Source organism: Hyphomicrobium sp., assembly GCF_051860585.1.
Classification (GTDB): Bacteria; Pseudomonadota; Alphaproteobacteria; order Rhizobiales; family Hyphomicrobiaceae; genus Hyphomicrobium_C.
Map to the genome: position 1 here is coordinate 145877 of NZ_JBHYDS010000005.1, position 17043 is coordinate 162919.

At 62.3% G+C, this 17043-nt stretch carries 16 protein-coding genes; 10 read left to right on the forward strand and 6 right to left on the reverse strand.

All coding sequences use genetic code 11. The annotated features are described in order from the left end of the window. Positions 1 to 27 precede the first annotated feature (27 nt). Positions 28 to 510 (forward strand): efflux RND transporter permease subunit, encoded by a 483-nt coding sequence (locus tag ACTIFK_RS09875; protein ID WP_439542899.1) that lies wholly within the window; start codon positions 28 to 30, stop codon positions 508 to 510. An 86-nt stretch (positions 511 to 596) separates the two neighbouring features. Further along, complete coding sequence (locus ACTIFK_RS09880; RefSeq protein ID WP_439542900.1) at positions 597 to 4052, forward strand: polysaccharide deacetylase family protein; 3456 nt, start codon at positions 597 to 599, stop codon at positions 4050 to 4052. A 38-nt stretch (positions 4053 to 4090) separates the two neighbouring features. On the opposite strand, the gene ACTIFK_RS09885 is transcribed toward ACTIFK_RS09880, so the two are convergent. Beyond that, entirely contained in the window at positions 4091 to 4936 is an 846-nt protein-coding gene (locus ACTIFK_RS09885; RefSeq protein ID WP_439542901.1) for a chitosanase, read from the reverse strand. A gap of 158 nt (positions 4937 to 5094) precedes the next feature. On the opposite strand from ACTIFK_RS09885, the gene ACTIFK_RS09890 reads away from it, so the two are divergent. Both ACTIFK_RS09890 and ACTIFK_RS09895 read left to right on the forward strand, forming a co-directional pair. Continuing rightward, positions 5095 to 5865, forward strand: a complete 771-nt coding sequence (locus ACTIFK_RS09890; protein WP_439542902.1) for a DUF2076 domain-containing protein — start codon at positions 5095 to 5097, stop codon at positions 5863 to 5865. A gap of 82 nt (positions 5866 to 5947) precedes the next feature. Next, the gene (locus ACTIFK_RS09895; protein WP_439542903.1) at positions 5948 to 6199 is read left to right on the forward strand and encodes a PsiF family protein; all 252 of its coding nucleotides are present in this window, start codon (positions 5948 to 5950) and stop codon (positions 6197 to 6199) included. A 36-nt stretch (positions 6200 to 6235) separates the two neighbouring features. Here ACTIFK_RS09895 and ACTIFK_RS09900 read toward each other — a convergent pair whose 3' ends face one another. The 5 genes from ACTIFK_RS09900 to ACTIFK_RS09920 form a co-directional block, all read right to left on the reverse strand. Continuing rightward, entirely contained in the window at positions 6236 to 6694 is a 459-nt protein-coding gene (locus ACTIFK_RS09900; protein WP_439542904.1) for a GAF domain-containing protein, read from the reverse strand. Continuing rightward, a complete protein-coding gene (gene idi, locus ACTIFK_RS09905) occupies positions 6691 to 7275 on the reverse strand; it encodes an isopentenyl-diphosphate Delta-isomerase (RefSeq protein WP_439542905.1) in 585 nt (194 codons plus the stop codon). Before idi ends, ACTIFK_RS09900 begins: the two co-directional genes overlap by 4 nt. An 11-nt stretch (positions 7276 to 7286) precedes the next feature. Then, positions 7287 to 8663 carry an alkaline phosphatase family protein gene (locus ACTIFK_RS09910; RefSeq protein ID WP_439542906.1) on the reverse strand — a complete coding sequence of 459 codons (1377 nt, stop codon included), beginning with the start codon at positions 8661 to 8663 and terminating at the stop codon, positions 7287 to 7289. A 25-nt stretch (positions 8664 to 8688) separates the two neighbouring features. Then, positions 8689 to 9156 carry a c-type cytochrome gene (locus ACTIFK_RS09915; protein ID WP_439542907.1) on the reverse strand — a complete coding sequence of 156 codons (468 nt, stop codon included), beginning with the start codon at positions 9154 to 9156 and terminating at the stop codon, positions 8689 to 8691. 110 nt (positions 9157 to 9266) lie between these two features. Next, positions 9267 to 10670 carry a PQQ-dependent sugar dehydrogenase gene (locus ACTIFK_RS09920; RefSeq protein WP_439542908.1) on the reverse strand — a complete coding sequence of 468 codons (1404 nt, stop codon included), beginning with the start codon at positions 10668 to 10670 and terminating at the stop codon, positions 9267 to 9269. 178 nt (positions 10671 to 10848) lie between these two features. Between ACTIFK_RS09920 and ACTIFK_RS09925 the strand changes: the two genes are divergently transcribed. From ACTIFK_RS09925 to ACTIFK_RS09950, 6 genes are all read left to right on the forward strand, one after another. Next, positions 10849 to 12402 (forward strand): 3-dehydroquinate synthase, encoded by a 1554-nt coding sequence (locus ACTIFK_RS09925; RefSeq protein WP_439542909.1) that lies wholly within the window; start codon positions 10849 to 10851, stop codon positions 12400 to 12402. Continuing rightward, positions 12402 to 13601: a metabolite traffic protein EboE gene (gene eboE, locus ACTIFK_RS09930; RefSeq protein ID WP_439542910.1), complete on the forward strand. Its 1200-nt coding sequence runs from the start codon at positions 12402 to 12404 to the stop codon at positions 13599 to 13601. The genes ACTIFK_RS09925 and eboE overlap by 1 nt, the downstream gene beginning before the upstream one ends. A gap of 2 nt (positions 13602 to 13603) precedes the next feature. Further along, positions 13604 to 14443 carry a UbiA family prenyltransferase gene (locus ACTIFK_RS09935; protein WP_439542911.1) on the forward strand — a complete coding sequence of 280 codons (840 nt, stop codon included), beginning with the start codon at positions 13604 to 13606 and terminating at the stop codon, positions 14441 to 14443. Between the two features lie 13 nt (positions 14444 to 14456). Beyond that, complete coding sequence (locus ACTIFK_RS09940) at positions 14457 to 15344, forward strand: EboA domain-containing protein (protein WP_439542912.1); 888 nt, start codon at positions 14457 to 14459, stop codon at positions 15342 to 15344. A gap of 31 nt (positions 15345 to 15375) precedes the next feature. After that, on the forward strand, positions 15376 to 16269 hold the full coding sequence (locus ACTIFK_RS09945) for a TatD family hydrolase (protein WP_439542913.1): 894 nt from the start codon (positions 15376 to 15378) through the stop codon (positions 16267 to 16269). Between the two features lie 300 nt (positions 16270 to 16569). Next, positions 16570 to 17037 carry a DUF1348 family protein gene (locus tag ACTIFK_RS09950; RefSeq protein WP_439542914.1) on the forward strand — a complete coding sequence of 156 codons (468 nt, stop codon included), beginning with the start codon at positions 16570 to 16572 and terminating at the stop codon, positions 17035 to 17037. Positions 17038 to 17043: the final 6 nt, after the last annotated feature.

Genomic DNA, 17043 nt, shown 5'->3' on the forward strand with positions numbered 1-17043 from the left:
GTCGGATCCGGCGGCCCCAATCCCTCGATGAATCAAGGCCGCCTGTTCATCTCGCTGAAGCCGCTCAGCGAACGGCTTTTCGCTACGGCGCTCGTGATTGACCGGCTGCGGACCGGCGCGCGGCAGGGTAAGGCGAAATATCAATATACGATTTGGAGCCTCGACCTCGGCGATCTCACCCAGTGGCTGCCCAAGATTATGACCGCTGTGCGTCAGATCCCGGACATCGTCGACGTTGGGACTGATCGCGAGCAGGGCGGATTACAGCTCAATGTCACAGTCGATCGCCAGGCGGCGTCGCGGCTCGGAGGCCAGATGAGCGACATAGATGCCGCACTAGCCAATGCGATTTCGCAGCGACTGGCTTGTCGAAGCTCAAAAAATCTAGCTAGTGGCGGGAGGCGCGGTGCGATCCTGGTGGTCGCTCGAAGCGTTGCCAAAGACACTCTCCGCTCCCAGCGCGTGGAGCCTGACCCGTGCTTTTCCGGGACCCGGCAGCGTTCACATTAACGCGCCCTTTTAGCAAGCTTACGGAACTTTGAGGCCGTACGCAGGATCACCGTGGTATAGCTTCAGCCCCATCTCAGGTTCAGCACGTGACACGTCATCCCGTCTTCTTCGATCCGACAAAACGCCGCTCGGTCGTCCTCGGACACCTTGGCCGGATCGTCTCCGTGATCAGCACGATCATGCTGCTCATCTTCGTGGCGAGCATGTTGTTCTTCCCGATCGTCTCTGTTCTGCCCCTCGCGCCGCCGCACAATCGCACGGCGCTTAGGGTCGCCAACGACATTGCGCAACGGCGTGAGCTTTTGCCTGCCGCGCGCCGGCTCGCAGATGACGCGCGCTCGAACAAGGCCGGCCTGCCGAAATGGGCCAAGCATCAAGTCATTCCCAAGCCGTCGTCGAAGCAGCTTGCGGGAATCCGTGCGCGTGAGGGCAGCCGGCCGCTCACGATCGGCTTCTACGTGACGTGGGACGACAGCAGCTATGCGTCGCTCGCGAAGGCGATGCCGAAGCTCGACTGGGTGGTGCCGAGCTGGCTCGAGCTCGTCGGTCCCGATATGGAACTCAAAACCGGGGTCGACCAGAAATCGGTTGATCTTCTGCGCAAGCAGAAGGTGCCGCCCGCCGTTCTCCCGATGCTGCAGAATGCAAGCGACGGAAAGTGGGATGGCCCGGGGCTCGCGCGGATGCTTGCCGACCCCGCCAAACGCCAGGCCCGCCTCAACAGCCTCGTTGCCTTTCTCGAGACGAACGCCGCCCAAGGCCTCGTGGTCGACTTCGAGGAAGTTCCCAAAGAGGCGCACAAGAACCTCATCACGTTCCTTCGCGAGATGCGCCAGGCGTTCGCGCCCCACGGCTGGCTGGTCGCCATTTGCGCGCCATTCGACGATCCCGACTGGACCTATCGCGTCTACGCGACCGTGACCGACTACCAGATCCTGATGGCCTACGACGAGCACTTCGAGGAAGGTTCGGCGGGAGCCATCGCGTCACAGCCATGGTTCGTCGATAAACTCAGCCAGCGCATGAAGGAACTCAATCCTGCGCACACGATCGTCGCGCTCGGGAACTACGGTTACGACTGGGGCGGCAAAGGGCCTGCGGTCGACATGACGTTCCAGGAAACGGTGCTCTCGTCCAAGGAGTCCGAGGCGCCGATTCTATTCGATCCGGCGACGCTCAACCCCTATTTCCAGTACAAGGAGGACGACGGCAGCACCCACGATGTGTGGTTCCTCGATGCCGTGACCGCCCACAACCAGATCCGGGCGGCGGACGTGTTCCGCCCCATGGGTTATGCCCTGTGGCGCCTCGGCTCGGAGGACCCGTCGATCTGGTCGCTGCTCGGCAGACCCTACGACGCGGGCGTGCCCGAGGACCTCAAGACCATCGTTCCCGGCAGCGACATCGACATCGAGGGCGAAGGCGAGATTCTCAGCATTGCGGCCGAACCCGCCAGTGGCGCCCGTACGTTTGAGATGGGCAAGAACCAGATCATCACGTCGGAGGCGTTCACCACAATTCCGACGTCCTATGTCATCCGCCGCTCGGGGTTCGTGCCCAACAAGGTGGCGCTGACGTTCGATGACGGGCCGAGCGCCGAGTGGACGCCGCAGATCCTCGATATCCTCAAGGAAAAAGGCGCAAAGGCGACGTTCTTCATCGTGGGCGAAAACGGCGAGGCCAATCCCAGCCTGGTCCAGCGTCTTCTTGCGGACGGCCACGAGATCGGCAACCACACGTTCACGCATCCCAACCTCGGCGAGACCTCGGAGCAAGTGTCGCGCATCGAGATCAATGCCACGCAGCGACTGGTCGAGGCGCTGACGGGGCGCTCGATGCGGCTCTTCCGGGCGCCCTTTTTCGGCGATGCGGAACCGACCACCCCGAGCGAGATCAATCCCGTCAAGCTCGCGCAGACACTGGGCTACGTATCGGTCGGACTCCGAGTCGATCCCGACGACTGGCAAAAGCCGCCGGCAGACCTCATCGTCAAGCGGGTCCTGGATCGCATGGCCGATACCAACCCCGAGACGCGCGGGCAGATCGTGCTGTTGCACGACGCCGGCGGCGACAGATCCCAGACCGTCAAGGCGCTGCCGCGCATCATCGATGCCTTGCGTGCGAAGGGCCTCGAGATCGTGCCGGTCTCGGAGCTGGCCGGCTGGACGTTCGACCAGGTGATGCCGCCGGTTCCACTCGACGACCGCTCGACGCTCGTTAACTGGTACGTGTTCATCACGGCGAGCTGGCTTCAGTCCACGATGCATTTCCTCTTCAAGCTCGCAATCGGCCTTGGCCTGGCTCGGCTCGGAGCGCTCTGCGGCCTCGCGCTCTGGAGCCACTTCAAGCGCGGACGCACGCCCCCTGTCAGTGCAAGTGACGGCATCGCGGTGACGGTGCTGATTCCGGCGTTCAACGAGGCGAACGTCATCGGGGAGTCGGTCGCACGGATCCTCGAAAGCCGCCACGTCACCCTCGAGGTGATCGTGATCGATGACGGGTCGACCGACGGAACGAGCGACGTCGTGCGCCGCAGTTTCGGGGCCGATCCGCGCGTCACGCTCATCACGATTGCGAACGGCGGCAAGGCGCACGCGGTCAACACAGGGCTCGAGCGCGCGGCGGGAGAGGTCATCATCGCGCTCGATGCTGATACGCAGTTTGAGCCGGACACCATCGCAAAGCTCACCCGCTGGTTCGGAGATGCGAGGATCGGAGCGGTCGCCGGCAACGCCAAGGTCGGCAACCGCATCAACATGCTGACGCGCTGGCAGGCGCTCGAGTACATCTCGGCACAGAATCTCGAACGGCGCGCGCTCGCGGCGCTCGACTGCATCACGGTGGTGCCGGGCGCGGTGGGCGCCTGGCGACGCTCCGCCCTGGCGGAGCTCGGTGGATTTCCAGGGGACACGCTTGCCGAGGACCAGGATCTCACGATCGCGATCCAGAAAGCCGGCTACCGAGCGATCTTCGATGCCGACGCAGTGGCATGGACTGAAGCCCCGGATACGGTCGCCGGGCTCGCCAAGCAGAGGTTCCGCTGGTCGTTCGGGACGTTGCAGTGCTTGTGGAAGCACGCAGACGTCACCTTCCGGCCGCGCTATGGCGCGCTCGGCCTCGTCGCGCTTCCGCAGGCCTGGCTGTTCCAGATCTTGCTCGGGCTCATCTCGCCATTCGTGGACCTGATGCTCGTGGTTCAGGTTGTGACGGCGACGCTCGACTATCTCGAACACGGCGCGCAGTTCGATCCGACCAACCTCGAGATCACCCTGTTCTACTATGCGCTCTTCATGACCGTCGACCTCGCCACGGCGGCGATCGCATTCCTGTTCGAGAAGAAGGAGGACTGGCGACTGTTGTGGTGGCTCGTCCTGCAGCGGTTCGGCTACCGCCAGCTTCTCTACTATGTCGTCGTGAAGTCCGTCATCTCGGCAGCCAAGGGGCACCTCGTTGGCTGGGGCAAACTCGACCGCAAAGCGACGGTGAACCAAGCGGCCTTGCCGCCAAAAGCGCCTCCTTCCGAAGACACACGACCAAGCTGATCACGATTCGAACTGATAAGATCGGAAGCGATCCTGGTCTAGAGCACGACGACGTGGATGTCGGCGTTGCTGACCTCGATAGGCGGGGCGAGGTCCGGATTGCTGTTGAGCAGATTGAGCAAGGCTTCGACGCGGCGAGCGGAGGCGCGCCATACCTCGCGCGTCTCGCGGCTGGCGGGCTCGTGCAGCACCGACTTGCGGATCGCCAGAAACGTCCTGAGAAATTCCGCTTCAGAGCTGTCGCTCACGCCGCCGATCTTGGCATTCACGCGTTTGAGGATCGAGGGCAACGAGTCCGGATCCGTGCTCGCGCCGTGCTGCAGCCAAGTATCGTAGAAGATCGCCTTGCCGATTGCGGAGTGGATGCCGGCGGCCTTAGCGGCGGCCAGGGCGGGGCGCAGGTACAGCCTGTCGGCCTCGGCGTCACAGGCACGGCCCAGTAGCTCCGAAGCCTTCACCTCTTTGCGCCACGCCGTCGGAAAGCCCGCCAGCTCCGCTTTGCGTGCCGTCATCGTCACGGGCGGGAGATGCGGCAGGAAGCGCGTGAGCGGCGTCGTGGGGACGTCCTTCGCGTAACGCCCGATCACCTCGGCAACCTCGCTGTTGTAAGTGCAGAAACCGTACTGTGTGACGGTGAAGCCGCGACCGTCCTCGAGGTCCTCGACGTAGGCAAAGTCGGGTTCGGCGCGCCCGACCTCGAAGACATTCGAGATCGCCTTGATGCGCCGGACGAGAGCGTGATCGGCGTCCCCGCCGGGCGGCGTCGCGGCGGGACCCTGCTCAAGCTCGACAGCCTCCGCGCGCGTGCCTGCCACGGCCGCAACCGCTGAGACCAGAGAGATGTGTCCTACGAGACGCAAGATATCGCGACGGCTCTTTTGCATTTCGGCACTCCGAGTTTTGCGACTACCTGTGCGTGATGCACGCGCGGGGCCCGCCTCGTATTGAATCACATAAGCGGCAGCATCGGGACCAGCAATTCGTAAAATTGGGTCGCCTTACGCATCTGTAAAGCGCCAGCCACCGCGCCGTAAGGCGTGCGATGTACTTTCATCGTGATCGTCACATCAGCGACTACCGAAAGGGCATTAAAAATGTCAATCGGTTGCTCGAGTCGAAAGCTGCGGACGTCACGATTGAAAGGAAAGTCGCCATGACCCCCGAGGAGCGGCAGCTGGTCACCGGTTTGTTTGACCGTTTGCAAAATATCGAGCCCGTTGCGAAGGACCGCGATGCGGATCAATTGATCCGTGACGCGGTCCGGCAAGTTCCCGACGCGCCCTACTTGCTGGTGCAGTCTGTGCTCGTACAAGAGCAGGCTCTGCGGCAAGCCGACGCGCGCATTCGCGAGCTTGAGGAGCGCGTGGCCAATCTTCCGTCCGGCGCCATTGGGCCAGATCAGAGCACTGAAAGCCGTAGCTTTCTCGGCGGTGCGGGCGGTCTTCAGATTCGAACGACCGGTTCTGTTCCGTTGGCAGGCAGGCAAGTAGCAGATCCGCCCGCAATCGATGGGCCATCCCCCGCGCGGGACGCTGACCGATCGCCGCTACCTGTACCTTCCGGAGGCGGGTTTCTCGCTTCCGCACTTTCAACGGTGGCAGGAGTTACCGGCGGGATGCTCCTGGCCGACAGCATCCGAAATGTGCTGGGTGGCGGCCGTCTTGGCGATGGCGCATCCAGTTCTATGGCGGCCGTCGATCGCACGCAGGACGACGCACAAGATGCCCGCGAAGATCTTGCTGCGGATGACGCGGCATTGGATGACTCACAAGACGCCTTCGATGAGGTTGATGGCGAGGGCATTGACGTTTGACCCTCGGCCCTTCCGAGACACTGACAAGCCATCCTGGTCGGTAAGTCATGCGCTTCCACAACACGCCAAAAGGAGAAGTTAGATGATGTCCAACCCCAAGTTTATTGCATCTGTTGCGGCGCTCATAGTTGGCGCGAATTCGATTGTCGCGTCCGGCGCTGCAGCGGCGACGGCGAATTCAAAGGTGCATTCACCGGAGTCAATCCAGTGTTCTCAGCAGGCCGACACCAAGAACCTACACGGCAAGGAGCGCCAGAAGTTTCGCGCTGAATGCAAGAAGGAACTAAAAGCTAAGTCCGCGGCAGCTCCGACGAAACCCGCCGCTGCACAATAAACATAACAGCAAGATACTCGTGGGAGCAATGTCGTGCTAGGTCAGAGGCCGCTTTGAAGGTCGGTATTGAAGCTTCCGGTCCCCAGCCAGCTGCCGGCCTTCTTCGATCAATCGTGCGATCTCGTCCTCGGAAAAGGTGCGCTCCGTGCGATTGGCGACGCCAAGGGCGCCAACTACGGTTCCGCCGTCGAAGATTGGAACCACGATCGCACCCTCCAGGCCGGTTGCTCTGGCGCCGGGCCGGACGTCTCCGCTGGAATCCGTCTGGATGTTGCAGGCGTTGATAGGCGCAGCGCGCTCGACGGCGAGGCCGGCCATGCCCTTACCGACTGGGATCGTGCGGATGGTGGCGAGCACGGGTTCCGGAATTCCCGGACTTGCCGCGGCGAGATGGAGCATGCCATCGCTGCCGAGGAAATGAACTGTGCCGTTGTCGGCCTCGAAATCGCTCACGATACGTTGCAGAGCTTGCGAGGCTGCGATGCCTGCCGTCATGAAATGTGATCCTTGCGCGCTGAGTCAGAAAGGGTAGCTCGCGGCCCATCGGCCGGCGGCACCAGGGTGACCGGCCACTCCTCGGCCATGTAGCGGAGAAACCAGACACTGAAGTGCTCGGGTGACGCTGCGATGTCGCCGCGGATGGCTTCGAGGCTCGACCAGCGGTGGTCCTCCGCCTCGGCAGGATTGGGATCGAGCGGGCCGTCGTAGTGTCCGCGAAAGACATGCACGATCTCATGCTCGGCGAGGCCGTTGTCGAAGGCGGCGTGGTATTGCACGATGCCAAGCCACTCGAGAGGACATGTGAAGCCCATCTCCTCGCCAAGCCGCCGGCGCGCGGCAGCTTCGACCGTCTCTCCCGGCCGCGGATGCCCGCAACAGGTGTTGGTCCAGAGGCCGCCGGAATGATATTTTGCGGCGGCGCGTTTCTGCAGGAGCTGGCGCCCGCTGGAATCCCACACAATGACCGAGAAGGCGCGATGCAGCAGACCGCGCCGGTGCGCGTCGATCTTTTCCGCCGTGCCGATGTCCCGGTCGTCGGCGTCAATCAGGATGAGAGTCTCACGCTGGACTTCCAAACAGGACCTCCTTACGGCTCGAAGATGTGGGCCAGCATCAGGCCCTTGACGTCGGTCGCATCGACGACGCCTTCCGGTACCAGATGCGGCTCTGAAGACAGGAACACCGGCCCATGCTCTTTGGGCGTATCGGCTCGCCCGTGCGACCCTCTCACCAGCGTTGCGTCCAGCGGGATGACATCCATAAGCGTGCGGAAGCCCAGCGACTTGCGCAGGAGCCGCCAACCTAGCGCCAGTTTGGGCCAGCGGATCGCGGGATCGATGAAGAGCTCGGCGGGGTCATAGCCAGGCTTTTTATGGATGTCGACCGTTCGGGCAAAGTCCGGAGCGCGATCGTCGTCGAGCCAATAGTAATAGGTGAACCAGGCGTCGGGGTCGGCAACGGCGACGAGTTCGCCCGACCGCTCATGACCGAGCTGCCACGGCTCTTGTTGCGCCCGGTCGAGAATGTCCGATATGCCGTCGACGCGCTCAAGTATCGCGCGAACTTCTGCGACATCGCCGGGGTCGCGCACATAGACATGCGCGACCTGGTGGTCAGCCACGGCGAAGGCGCGCGAGCGGGGAATGTCGAGGATTTCTCCGCCGTCCTCGACGCGCACGGCCAGCAGACCCGCCGCTCGCAAGGCGCGATTGATATGGATGGGCCGATTGACGGGAACGATGCCGTACTCCGACAGGACGATGACCCGCCGCCCCGACGCCTGCGCGGTGGCGATGAGATCGCCGGCCACGGCGTCGAGTTCGGTGAGGTCTTTGCGAATTTCGGGATGATCCGGTCCGAGCCGCTGCAGCCCATAGTCGAGGTGAGGCAGATAGACGAGAGTCAGCGTCGGATCGCGCGTGGCAATGACATACTTCGCCGCGTCTGCGATCCAGCGACTGGAGGCAATCGTGGTCGCCGGCCCCCAGAACCGAAACAGCGGAAAGGCACCGAGCTTGCTCGTCAACTCCTCGCGCAACTCCGGCGGATCGGCATAGCAGTCCGGCAGCTTTCGGCCGTCCGCCTTGTAGATGGGGCGCGGCGTGACGGCGATGTCCGTCGATGCCGCCATGGCGTACCACCAGAACATGTTGGCGCAGGTGAAGGCCGGATTGCGCGCCTTCGCTGCGTCCCAGATCCGCTCTCCGGCCACCAGTTTGTTGGATTGACGCCAGAGCCAGACCTCCATGAGGTCCCGGAAAAGCCATCCGTTGCCGACGATGCCGTGCCCGCCCGGTGCAAGCCCGGTGACGAACGTCGCCTGCGCCGAGCACGTCACGGCGGGGGTGACGGTGTTGAGAGGACGGCAGCCGCCAACCGAGGCCAAGCGCGCCAGATTGGGCGTGTGCGGTCCGATCAGGCTCGGCGTCAGGCCGACGACATTGATAACGATGGTCGGATGCATCGCCGGCCGGGCTTCCGTTGGGCTACTACTTTTTCAGGGTGTGAATGTAAGCGATCAACTTGAGAATCTGGTCCTGCGTGACCCCACGTTCCGAGAACGAGCGCATGGCGCCGGACGCACCGGAATGGATGATCTCGAAAATGCCGACGTCCGTATTGGCACGTGAATTGACGTACACTTCGTCGATCAGGCTCGGTCCCATGCCGCCACGGCCGTCGTCGAGATGGCAGGCTTGGCAATTGTCTTCGTAAAGCGTCTTGCCGGCCGCCAGAGCCTCTGCGTTGCCGGTATAGGGATTGACCCCGTCTTTGCGGAAAGACTTCACGGCCTCGGTGATTTCCTCGCCCTTGATCGGAGCCATATCGAGAACCGAGTCGTCGAGGGCATGACGGAATTCGATGTCGGCAAGCGCAGGCGCGACGAAGGTCGCCGCAACGAGTGCCGCGGCAGTCAGGACCGCTTTCATCGGAGAAGCCTGAAGTTTCGGGATCATGTGTCTCGTCCTGAGAAATCGTGTGAGGTTGCCAGCATGAAGGCTCCTGCGCCGAAGAGCGCAAGAGCCTCCACAGGTCATGAAGCGTGGCGCGTCAATGACTTGCCTGGTTACTTCTTAGTCTTTGCGAGTTCCGCCCCAGCTGGCACCTTATCAGCCGGGAGGATTTTCCAGAGCGCGCCCGGCGGGTTGGCCGCTGCGCCCTTGTCGTCGAGATAGAAGCAGTTGCAGTTTACAGCCAGCACGGTGCCGTCCTCGTCGGTATTACCCGCCGTGAATTGCAACGCCGTCTGTGCGAGCTCCTGGATCTGCCACTTGCTGCCGTCCCAACCGGTTCCGAAGATCCGGCCCGAGCACCAGTCGCCGGTCAGGTACACGCCTTCCAGACCGCCGTAGTTGGCGACGCCGAGACCCTGCACGGAGCAGCCCCAGCCATCCTTCAACTTCTCGGCGCCCGGATAGGGCTCCTGATGCGGATACTGCGCGGCAGGCAGAACGCCGACGATGGGGCACTTGTCATCGGCGCCTGTCATCGGGTGACAGTTGGTGCCCATGTTGTGCTTCCAGCCGTAGTTCTCGCCACCCTTGCTCTTGGCCGGCTGCCAGTCGATCTCTTCGAGATGGTTCTGGCCGACGTCCGCGATGAAGAGGTCGCCCGTCTTGGCGTTGAAGTGGAACGAGTAGGGATTGCGCAGGCCGTAAGCCCAGATCTCGCCCCTGGCGCCCATGTGGATCTTTGAGAAGCCTTCTTCGGTGATGCCGAAGAGGGTCATCATGCGATCCTGGTAGGCACCGGCCCACGGATTGTCCTTGGGAATCCGGTAGGAGAGGTCGTCCGGCGTATCGACATCGACGCGGAGCATCTTGCCCCAGAGCACATCCTTGCGCTGACCGGCATCGAGCGGGTCGCCTTCCCAGCCGGCGTCACCCTTGCCGATGTAGAGGAAGCCGTCCGGGCCGAACTGGATGCCGCCGCCGTAGTGATTGTAGTATGGCTGCGGAATGTTCATGATGACCTTGACGGTCTTGTTGGCATGCTCGACGGAAACGACGTCCGGGCTAGCCGGGTCGACCGTATAGCGCGCGATGACGTGTGCGCCATTGAACGGCAGCGACGCGTAGCTGACGTAGAAGTGGCCGTTCTCCTTGAATTTGGGATGGAAGACCACGGCCCATAGGCCCTGCTCGACGAAGCCAGTTTGCACTTCGCTGCCGAGCGGGCTGTTCTTGGTGAGATCCAGGAACGGCTTCTCGTTTATTTTGCCGTCCTTGGTGACGACCTTGATCTTGCCCTGGCGCTCGACAACGAATAGCCGGCCAGTTCCATCGCGCGCAGAGGCGACACCGACGGGATCCAGGAAGCCTTCGGCGACCTTGACCACGGCGATTTTCGGATCCCCTGGCAGCTTACCCCCTGGACGCGCCACTTGATCGGCCGTCGTCGGAACTTCTTGCGCACCTGCCATGATGGCGCCGGTCGCAAGGAAGCCAGCCGCCATTATCGACGCGGACATAAAGAACCGCATTCGCATTTGGACGTTCTCCCATTTCCTATTTTGTTTCATAACTCGTGTTTTTGTTCGATGGCGGACTTTCCCCGCCCCGTGCAATATGCTGTCAGCTCGCGCCGATGCGTCATTGCAGCAATTTGCAAAATACTGAACGAGCGCATTAGAGCAACGAGTACCTTCATTGCGTCAATCAAGAAGATTTGAATACAAGGAAAATATTGGTAAGCGGGAATTGTTCTCCCGCATTGTTTCTATTTATCTGCATTCGCCTCCGGATTTTTTCCCGACCGACGGTATTGGACGGCCGTTTGAACCAAAAATCACCCGTCAGACTATCGCTAGACCACGCAGCGTGGGGCGCGAGTCCGGTTGCCAGATCGTTGCTGTTAGAGCAGAACTAGGCGCTCTGGGTCTTGGCGCGAAGATCGGTGCCGCGCGCAAACAGGAACTTTTCCCGATTTTATCGAGGCAAATTTCTTCGGAAATTGGGCGACGAAAATTGATCAGTTACGAGGGGGTCGCTGTGCCACGTCAAACCGCCATTTCTCTTCCTCACATCGAGGCAAGCGGCGACGACAGATTGTTTGTTCAGCGCTTTTCTATTTCTTATGAATTCCCAGTTTCATTTACCCGCGATGTCTTTTCAAAAACCAATCCCGCGCTCGCCGAGTTGATTGCAACGCGTCCCGCTCCGGCGAAAAATCTCGTGGCATTCGTTGTCGACGAAGGCGTTCTTCGCGAGATGCCCGACCTGAAGAGGCGCATCTCGGCCTATGTCGACGGATGGCCCGGTCTGTCGCTTGCGTGCCCGGTGGAAGTGGTGGCGGGCGGTGAAGCATCCAAGAACGATCCCGAGCTGCTAAGCCGCCTGCAGCGATGCTTTGTTGCGTGCGGACTAGATCGACACTCCTATGTCGTCGGCGTGGGCGGCGGCGCAATTTTGGATCTCGTTGGATACGCGGCTGCCACGACGCATCGCGGCCTGAGGCACATTCGGATCCCCACAACTGTCCTCGCTCAGAACGACTCCGGCGTCGGCGTTAAAAACGGAATCAATGCCTTTGGCATGAAAAACATGCTGGGCACATTCGTTCCGCCTAACGCAGTCATCAACGATTCGGCCTTCATTGACGTTCTTCCGGGCCGCGACAAGCGAGCGGGAATGGCCGAAGCTGTCAAAGTCGCGCTGATCCGGGACCGGGCTTTCTTCGAATGGCTCGAGGAGAAGGCCGAAGCGCTTTCACTGTTCGCCTCGGAGCCCCTCGACAAGCTCATTCGCCATTGCGCGCTCCTGCACATGCGCCAGATCGCGCACGGTGGCGATCCATTCGAACGCGGCAGCGTGCGACCGCTCGATTTCGGTCACTGGGCCGCTCACAAGCTCGAGGTGCTGTCCGGTTACGAACTGCGCCACGGTGAGGCGGTCGCAATCGGAATCGCACTCGACACGCGCTATTCCGTGCTGGCGGGACTGTTGCCCGCTGGGGAGGACGTGCGCGTCTATCAACTGCTGAAGCGGCTTGGGTTCACGCTATGGCATGATGCGTGCGACACGCGCGAAGGCAGCGGCGAACGGATACTTCTCAAGGGACTCGAAGAGTTTCGCGAGCATCTTGGCGGCGAACTCACCATCACGCTGCTCAGCGCGATTGGAACCGGCGTCGAGGTCCATAGCATGGACGGCCAGGTGATCGGCGATGCGCTCGACTGGCTGCGCGTGGAGGCCAAGACCTGATGCGGCTAGAGCTTCCAGGGCAACCTCATCTGACCTACTGCACAAACATTCATGCGGGCGAGACGTGGAGCGAGATCGAAGCGGCGCTGGCGCGCCATCTCCCTTCGATAAAGCGGAGCGTTTCTCCCAACAAACCGATGGGTGTCGGGTTGCGCTTATCGGCGATGGCCGCCGAAGAGCTTGCGGAGCCATGGGCGCTCAATCGCTTCAAGCGCTTTCTCGCCGACGGCGGCTACTATGTTTTCACCGTCAACGCGTTTCCCTATGGCCCCTTCCATGGCGAGCGCGTGAAGGAGAAGGTCTATGAGCCGGACTGGCGGATGCCGGAGCGGCTGGCGTTCACGAACCGGGTTGCCGATATTCTCGCCGAAATAGCGCCGAAGGGTACGACAGCCAGCATCAGCACGGTTCCGGGTGCGTTCAAGGCCAGGGTCACCACGCCTGCCGACGTCGCCGCGATCATTGCTGCGATCGTGCGGTCCGCGGCTCATTTGCACGCGCTTTCCGAAAAGTCAGGACGAACACTCGTTCTGGCTCTCGAACCCGAACCGGCCTGCTTTCTCGAAACCACCGACGACGCCGTGCGCTTTTTGCAGGATCATGTCTTCGCGACACCCGCACGCGCGCTGTTCACCGAGCTGACAGGTGTTTCCAGCCAGAGCGCGGAGTCCGCGTTGCGCCGCCATGTCGGCCTGTGCTTCGATGTCTGCCATTCGGCGGTAGAGTTCGAAAACACGGCGGCGGCGCTCGAGTCTGTGCTGGCCGCAGGCATTTCGATTGCCAAGCTTCAGCTCAGCTCGGCGTTGCGGGCCGTCGGTACATCATCGGAGTTCGAACGGCTGCTCGCCAAATTCGATGACGGCATCTATCTGCACCAAACGGTAGAGAAGCGCGGCGGAACACTTACGCGGCACACGGATTTGTCCGACGCCTTCGCTGCGGCGCGTCGCGGGGACGCCGGAGGCGAATGGCGAATCCACTGCCATGTCCCGGTTTTCATCGACACGTTCGAAGCGCTCGGCTCCACTCAGCAGAACCTTCGGGATGCGCTGGCGCTTTGCCGGTCTCGCGAAGTCTCGCCCCATCTGGAAGTTGAAACCTACACATGGAACGTCCTGCCGGGCGCGCTCAAGTCGCCGGAGCTGACCGGTGATATCGTCCGCGAACTTCAGTGGGTGCGCACGGAGCTCGGCGCTTAATCATGATCTCCCCGGTCTTGCGGCTGGCCCGCGTTTCCAACCTGCCGACGATCTGGAGCAACGTTTTCGCGGCGTCCGCGCTGGCCGGCGGAATGGGCTCGACCAGCCTCATGCTGGTGCTGCTCGCGATGTCGGCGCTCTATACCGGCGGCATGATCCTCAACGATGCCTTCGACCGCGAGTTCGATGCGCGCGAACGTCCGGAACGGCCCATCCCCGCGGGAGAAATTTCGCCCACGACAGTCTGGATCTTGGGGTTCGGCCTGCTATCGGCCGGTGTTGCGGTTCTCGCGACGTTCGGTGTGACGAGCGCCGTCGGTGGATTGGCGCTGGCCGGCGCAATTCTGCTTTATGACGCTTGGCACAAAGGCAATCCCGTCTCGCCGCTGATCATGGGCGTTTGTCGCGCGATGGTCTACGTCGGGACAGCACTCGCGGCAGGGACAATGCTGGGCGTGTCGATCATCGGCAGTGCCTTCGCGCTGCTCCTTTACATCTCCGGCCTGACGCTCGCGGCGAAGGGCTCCTTTCAATCCTTGCCGGCTGCGTGGCCCGCGCTTCTTCTGACCGCTCCAATCGTGTTTGCCGTGGTCGATGGGCGAGTGGATACGCTATCGATCGTCGTGGCGGTGCTGTTCCTGGTCGTGATCGGATGGGCGATCCAGCGCATGAGGTCGGGTTTATCGCGCGATCGCGAGGCAGCCATCGGTCTCTTGATCGCCGCCATATCGCTTGCCGACGGGTTTGTCGCCGCGGCGCACGGAAGTCCCGTGTTCGCCGTGGGATGTGTCGGCTTCTTCTTCCTGACGCTCGCACTGCAACGCGTTGTCGCCGGAACTTGAGAACGAACGCGCCATGATATCCTCGGCCAATACCATTGCACAGGTCTTGAACGCCACCGGTCTGCTGCGCGGATGGCTGACGCGACGGGTGTCGCCGGACGTGCTCGCCTGGCTCGAGCAGCAGGCGAAGGCGATCGTCGCGGGCGAGCGCCCGCAACAGCTCGCAATTGCCTTCGGGCTTGTGCCGCGCAAGGTCGGCAAGGCTGACCTCGATCTCGACGCGACCGAGCGGGCGGCCGGCCAGGCGACGCGTGACGGCCTCGACACCACGGGTTGGAGCATCGATCAGACGGCTCGCATTTTTCTTGTTCTCGCCAGTTTCCGGGGCGACGAAACGGCCTTTTTCGCCGGCGTCGAAAGGGTATTTTCAACGGCCGAGATCGGGGAACAGATTGCGCTGCTTCGCGGCCTGCTGCTGTTTCCCGCCCCTCACTTATTTATGTCGCGTGCCGCCGAAGGCGTGCGTTCCGGCATGCAGCCCGTCTTCGAGGCGGTCGCGCATCGCAACGCCTATCCGCGCGAACATTTCAGTACAGCCCAATGGAATCAGATGGTCGTGAAGGCGCTCTTCATCGGCAGCCGGCTGGCGCCCGTTCAAGGGCTGGATCAACGGCGCAACGCCGACCTTGCCCGCATGCTTGTCGACTATGCCGACGAGCGCAAGGCGGCCGGGCGCTCCGTCTCGCTCGAGCTATGGCGTTGCGTCATCCCGTTTGCCGAAGAGAAGGAGATCGCGACGCTTGCGGCGATCCTGCGCGACGGCAACGAAAACGAAAGCGCCGGCGCGGCCTTGGCGCTTACTGAAAGCCAATCCCCATCTGCCGCGGCGGCATTGGCGGGGAGGCCGGATCTCGCATCCGCCATCAAGGACGGCCGCATTACCTGGAACACGATCGCTTGAGCGCAGACGTACGCTATCGCCGGAGACAAGAATGTTCATCGACCCTCACGCCCACATGATCTCGCGTACCACCGATGATTACGAAGCCATGGCGAAGGCAGGTGTCGTCGCCGTCATCGAGCCCGCATTCTGGATCGGGCAGCCACGCACCAACGCCGGCAGCTATGCGGATTACCTCTCCCACATCCTGGGATTCGAGCGTTTCCGGGCCGGCCAGTTCGGCGTGCGCCACTACTGCTGCATCGGGCTCAACTCAAAGGAAGCCAACAACGAGGCGCTGGCCGAAGCCGTGATGGAGATCCTGCCCGGGTTCGCCACCAAGGAAGGCGTCGTCGCCATTGGCGAGATCGGCTACGACGAGCAGACCGCGCTCGAGGACAAGTATTTCCGCCTGCAGCTGGACCTCGCGCGCGAGCTCGACCTGCCCGTCATGATTCACACGCCCCATCGCGACAAAAAGCGGGGTGTCACACGCTCCATGGACGTCATCCTGGAGCATAAGGTCGATCCGTCCCGCGTCGTGATCGACCACGTCAACGAGGAAACCATCCAGGAGGTGAAGGACCGCGGCTTCTGGGCGGCGTTCTCGATTTACCCGCATTCGAAGATGACCGCGGAGCGCATGGTCGCGCTCGTCAAGGCATACGGAGCCGAGCGGCTGATCGTCGATTCCGCGTGCGACTGGGGCGTCTCCGATCCGCTCTCCGTCCCCAAGACGGCGAAGCTGTTGGCGGAGCAGGGGGTATCGGAGCAGGATGTCCGCCTCGTCACCTATGCGAACGCGCTTGCGGTGTACGGCCAGAGCGGCCAGATGGCAGAAGCCGACTGGTTGAGCCCCGCCGCCATCGATCAACGCACGCTCTATCAAGGCAACACCGTGCTCCGCGGCGGCCAAGCGCCCCGTGTGGATCAATCGGATACCTGATGATGGACCCGACGCCGCGTCATGGAACAAGCTGATTGTAACCCAGAGCGGACCTCTCTTCTTGCCCGGGCGCCGGCGCGGCGAGAATCGGGATCAGGCAATGCCGCCGATCCCAAAGGTGGCGAACGGTGAGGCCGGGATGCGAGCGTTGGATCGTCTTTTTTTCGCGCTCCCGCTTTAGCGGCGCCCATCTCTCGCTTGGCGGCGCGGCGTCCCGTGCGGTATTCCTCGTGCACCGTCCGCAATCGCGCTCGTCGCGTTACTTTCGCTCGTCCCGATCCCGGTCCCAGAGGAAAATCCATGTCGCCGCGCCCCCCAGTGCCGCCGTTCACCTGCGAAACAGCCATTCAGAAGGTGCGCATGGCCGAAGACGGCTGGAACAGCCGCGATCCAGCCCGCGTGGCGCTGGCCTATACCGAAGACAGCCAGTGGCGGAACCGCGCCGAGTTTCCAATTGGTCGAGACGAGATCGTCGCGTTCCTGACGAGGAAATGGGCGCGTGAGCTCGAATACCGCCTGATCAAGGAGCTCTGGACGTTCGGCGGCAATCGCATCGCGGTGCGCTTCGCCTACGAGTGGCACGACGACAGCGGCCAATGGTTCCGGTCCTACGGCAACGAGAATTGGGAGTTCGACGAGCACGGGCTGATGCGCCGGCGTTTTGCGAGCATCAACGACAAGCCAATTGCCGCGAGCGAGCGCAAATTTCATTGGCCACAGGGGGCGCGCCCGCTCGACCATCCGGGGCTGTCCGATCTCGGGCTCTAAGTTTGC